The organism is Rhodococcus sp. (in: high G+C Gram-positive bacteria), from assembly GCF_049591685.1.
Taxonomy (GTDB): domain Bacteria; phylum Actinomycetota; class Actinomycetes; order Mycobacteriales; family Mycobacteriaceae; genus Rhodococcoides.
The window spans coordinates 1-3,435 of the sequence record NZ_JBAWFH010000176.1; the positions used below are offsets into that span (position 1 = coordinate 1).

A 3,435-nucleotide genomic window follows, 5' to 3' on the forward strand; every position below is an offset into this window, starting at 1 on the left:
CCAGCGACATCGCGATCGGCACTGCGGTGGCGGGCCGGGGCGAGAAAGCGCTCGACGATGTCGTCGGCATGTTCGTCAACACTCTCGTGCTCCGCAACGTCGTCCACGGACGCAATACCTTGGTCGAGGTCATCGACGGTGCACGCGAGACCGCGCGAGAAGCGTTCGCCCACGCCGACGTTCCCTTCGAGCGGCTGGTGGAGGTTCTGGACCCGCCGCGGTCGACGTCGCACACCCCACTGTTCCAGGTCATGCTGACGTTGCAGAACGTCGAGGCGACCGAGTTCGCTCTGCCGGGACTCGATCTCGCTGCGATGGAATTCGATTCGACGACAGCGCAGTTCGATCTGGCGTTGACTCTCGCTCCTTCACGCGAGTCCGAAGACGGTGCAGTCAGTGGGACATTCGTCTACTCGTCCGAGCTGTTCGACGTCTCGACCATCTCGTCGATGGCCGAGCGGTTCGTTCGTGTCCTGCGTGCGATGGTCGAGACGCCCACCGCCACGGTGCGCGCACTGGATCTGCGGAACGCTCAGGAGATGGCGGCGCTCGAGCTGTGGAACGACACGACCGGACCAGCGGCCTCCGGATCCGTCGTCGACGCCTTCACGGCCCAGGTCCTCGCCACACCGGATGCCCCTGCCGTGACGTTCGAGGATCGAACCTGGAGTTACTCGGAATTCGCCGGCCGCGTCAACAGGCTGGCGCGAGAACTGATCTCGTCAGGTGTGGGGCCCGACGCCGCTGTTGCCGTCGTCGGTACCAGATCGCATGCGATGCTCGAATCCATCTACGCCGTTCTGGCGGCCGGCGGCGTCTACGTTCCCATCGATCCCGATTGGCCGACGAACCGGATCCAATACGTTCTCGACGTTGCCGACCCGGTGCTTGTTCTGTCCTCGACATCGGCACCTCGCATAGAGGTCGGTAGGCGGGTCGTCGATGTCGACACGCTCGACCTGACCGGGTACGAGGACACCGAGGCCGTCGAGTCCGTCGAGTCCGTACCGATCGCGCCGGTGCGCCCCGACAATGTGGCGTACACGATCTTCACCTCGGGGTCGACGGGTCGTCCGAAGGGTGTGTCGGTGTCACATCGCGCCGTCGTCAACCAACTGGAGTGGTTGGCCGACGAGTTCGGTGTGGTCCCGGAAGACACCGTCCTGCAGAAGACGTCGATCGGGTTCGACGCCTCGGTGTGGGAAGTTCTTCTGCCACTGAGCGTCGGCGCACGGATCGTGTTGGCGGAACCGGAGGGTCACCGCGATCCGCAATACATGACCGATGTCATTGCGTCCGAGGCCATCACGATCGCGCAGTTCGTTCCCTCGGTACTGGCCCTGATGATCGACATCGCAGAGCCGGGTCGGCTCGATACTCTGCGCGCTGTGCTGGTCGGCGGTGAGCAGCTGTCGAGTTCCGTAGCGTCTGATTTCCGCGCCCTCAGTGGCGCAGACGTACACAACGTCTATGGCCCGACGGAGACCACAGTGCAGGTGACGCACTGCACGAGCTCACCGGATGATCTCGCGGTCGTGCCGATCGGCAGGCCGGTACGGAACGTACGGCTGCACGTTCTCGATTCCGGGCTGACCGAGGTCCCGATCTCTGTGGCCGGCGAACTGTACGTGGCGGGGGACCAACTCGCCCGGGGATACGCATCGCGTCCCGCCCTGACTGCCGAGCGCTTCGTCGCAAGCCCGTTCGTTGCAGGTGAACGCCTCTATCGAACCGGCGACACGGTTCGTCGTCGGCCTGACGGGTCGCTGGTGTTTCTCGGGCGTGGAGACTCACAGGTCAAGTTGAACGGGTTGCGCATCGAGTTGGGGGACATCGAAGCCGCCCTACGTGCGAACGAGACAGTGGCGGCGGCAGCGGCTGCCGTGTTCGGCAACGTTCTCGTCGGCTACGTGGTTCTGGCCCCGGGCGTATCGCTGGACGAAGCCTCTGTTCTGGCAACATCGAGTGCACGACTGCCGGGGTACATGGTTCCCTCGAGTGTCGTTGCACTGGAGGCGCTTCCGCTCAACTCCAGCGGCAAACTGGATCGTGGCGCCCTCCCGGCGCCGAATGTCGGCGCGACCGCAACGTACCGCGCACCGGTATCCGACGTGGAACGAACCTTGACCGAGCTGTTCGAGCAGATACTCGGCGTCGACAAGGTTGGACTGGACGACTCGTTCTTTGCGCTCGGCGGCGACAGCATCATGTCCATACAACTCGTCTCCCGTGCGAAGTCCCGGGGACTGCTGTTCCGCCCACGCGACGTATTCGAGTCGCGGACCATTGCCCGGTTGGCGGAGACAGCAGTGTGGTCGACGCCGGAGGACGAGGCTGTGTTGCGCGAGATCGACGGCGGAGGGGTCGGTGTGATGCCGACGACACCCATCGTCGAAGCAATGCTCGAACGTGGGTCCGATCATTCACGCTTCACCCAGTCCACCGCCCTAGAGCTGCCCGCGGGTATCGACCGAGCTGGGATCGTCGCGACCATCTCCGCGGTCGTGGATCATCACGACATGCTGCGGGCCCGGCTTCTGCCGGGGAGCATCGAATGGGGGGTCGAAGTCGGCCCTCAGGGTTCGGTGGACGTCGACGCGCTGGTCCGTCGTGTCGAATTCGATGCGGAATCGGACGATGACGCTGTGGCCACGGCCGGATCGCGTGGCATGGACGAAGCCCTGGGAGCACTCGCGCCCGAGGAGGGCGTGGTGATGCAGTTCGTGTGGCTCGACTTCGGTCCGAAGCGGAAGGGCCGGATTCTCGTCATCGCCCACCACCTCGTGATCGATGGGGTCTCGTGGCGAATCCTGATTCCGGACTTCGTGACGGCATGGGCTCAGTATTCTTCCGGAACACCGATCACACTTGCTCCGGTGGGAACGTCGATGCGGACGTGGGCGCACGCCCTCCAGGCCGAAGCGAGCAGTGAAGAACGAGCTGCCGAGATGGAGCACTGGGCTCGAGTTCTCGACGTACCGGATCCGCCTTTGGGAACTCGCCCGTTCGACCCGTCCCGCGACAGACGATCGACGATGAAGTCGTTGTCGGTCTCGCTTCCCGCCGACATCACCGACGGCATTCTGACCCGAGTGCCGCGAGTGATTCGGGGCGGAGTGAACGACGCACTCCTGACAGCTCTCGCCATGGCTGTGACGAAGTGGCGACAGCAGCGCGATGTCGAGGCAACGACCACGTTGATTCTGCTGGAAGGCCACGGTCGCGAGGAGGACGTGGTTCCCGGAGCCGACTTGTCTCGTACTGTCGGGTGGTTCACCGCTGCGTTCCCCGTTGCGCTCGACCTCTCCGGTATCGACATCGACGATGCCTTCGAATCCGGGCCCAACGTCGGCACTGCGCTCAAACACATCAAAGAGCAGCTGATCGCTGTTCCCGACAAAGGCATCGGTTACGGTCTGCTGAGATATCTCAGGC

Annotated in this window: 1 protein-coding gene; it reads left to right on the forward strand. The window is 64.0% G+C overall.

Going from position 1 to position 3,435, the window contains the following annotated elements; genetic code table 11:
- Positions 1-3,435: amino acid adenylation domain-containing protein (locus tag WBQ44_RS07570; RefSeq protein ID WP_495566104.1), on the forward strand; the 3,435-nt coding region annotated here is incomplete at both ends.